Below are 1,322 nucleotides of genomic sequence, written 5' to 3' on the forward strand. Positions count from 1 at the left end.
GGCACCGGGGCGGCGGGGGCGGCGGCGGGGCGGCGCGCACGCGACGCCGAGACCGCGCGCAGACGTCCGTCGGCGGCGAGCCCCGGATGCCGCCGATCACGAGACTTCTCCGACACGTAACACGGTCGAGACATACGCGAGGTTGACTGTACTTCCCGCCCCATCCCGGGCCGAATCGAGCAGCGCTGCCGCCCACCACGCGGCGCGCGGAAGGAGCGACCGATGAGATTCCGGCCGCTGAGAAGGACCGACGTCCCTGAAGCGGGGACCGTTGTCGTCTCGGACCCCCCGACCACGATGAGAGCCGTCGTGTACGACGCACCCGGCGCCGCAGAGGTGCTGCGCCTCGCCGAGGTCCCCGTGCCGACGCCCGTGCTGAGTGAGGTGCTCGTGCGCATCGTGGCCGCCGGCGTCAATCCGATCGACGCCAAGACCCGCAGTGGCGCCGGCGCCACCGCCGGCATCGTCTCCTACCCCAGCACCCTCGGCTTCGATTTCAGCGGCGTCGTCGTGAAGGCGCCCTACGAAGCGCACCCGCTGCCGCCGGGGACCGAGGTCTACGGCATGGTGTCTTTCCCCCGCTCGGGCGGGACGTACGCCGAGTATGCCGTCGTGCCCACGCTCTCGGTGGCGCGCAAGCCCTCCTCCCTTTCTCACGCCGAGGCCGCCGGGGTGCCGCTGGCGGCGCTCACGGCTTGGGGGCTCGTCGTCGAGACCGCGCACGCGCACGAAGGTCAGCGCATCCTCATCCATGCCGGCAGCGGCGGCGTGGGGCACTTCGCGGTGCAGCTGGCGTCGTACTTCGGCGCGCACGTGACCGCCACCGGCTCCGCCGCCAACCTGCCCTGGCTGCGGGACCTCGGCGCGTCCGTGGCGATCGACTACGCGACCACCCGGTTCGAAGACGTCGCCGGAGAGGTCGACGTGGTCATCGACCTCGTCGGAAACGTGCACGACGACACCGGCACGCGGTCGCTGACGGTGCTGCGCCCGGGCGGACTGTACGTGCTCGTCCCCACGGGCGGGTGGCCGGACTACGCCGCCGCGGCCGCTGCGGCCGGAGTGCGCGCGACGTCGTACAAGGTGATCCCCGACGGCGGTGTGCTCGCGACCCTCGCACGGCTGCTGGAGTCCGGATCCATCCGGGTGTACCTCGATCGGGTCTTCGACCTCGACGAGGCCGCCGCGGCGCACACCGAGCTGGAGCGTGGCCACACCCGCGGCAAGTCGGTGCTGCGCATCAGCGACGACTGACCGGGCGGCGGGGCAGCCCGCCGTCACTCCGACACGAGCACCCGCCGCGCTTCGCCGACGAGCTCGTC

General features: G+C 72.7%; 1 protein-coding gene. It reads left to right on the forward strand.

Annotated features, from left to right (window positions below; translation table 11 throughout):
- The first annotated feature begins 222 nt into the window (after positions 1-222).
- The gene (locus NQ160_RS18980) at positions 223-1,254 is read left to right on the forward strand and encodes an NADP-dependent oxidoreductase (RefSeq protein WP_257516668.1); all 1,032 of its coding nucleotides are present in this window, start codon (positions 223-225) and stop codon (positions 1,252-1,254) included.
- Positions 1,255-1,322: the final 68 nt, after the last annotated feature.

It is taken from the genome of Microbacterium sp. zg.Y909 (assembly GCF_024626565.1).

Excerpts from the sequence above, each read along its gene's own strand:
- NQ160_RS18980 (WP_257516668.1), top strand. The coding sequence starts at position 223 with ATGAGATTCCGGCCGCTGAGAAGGACCGACGTCCCTGAAGCGGGGACC.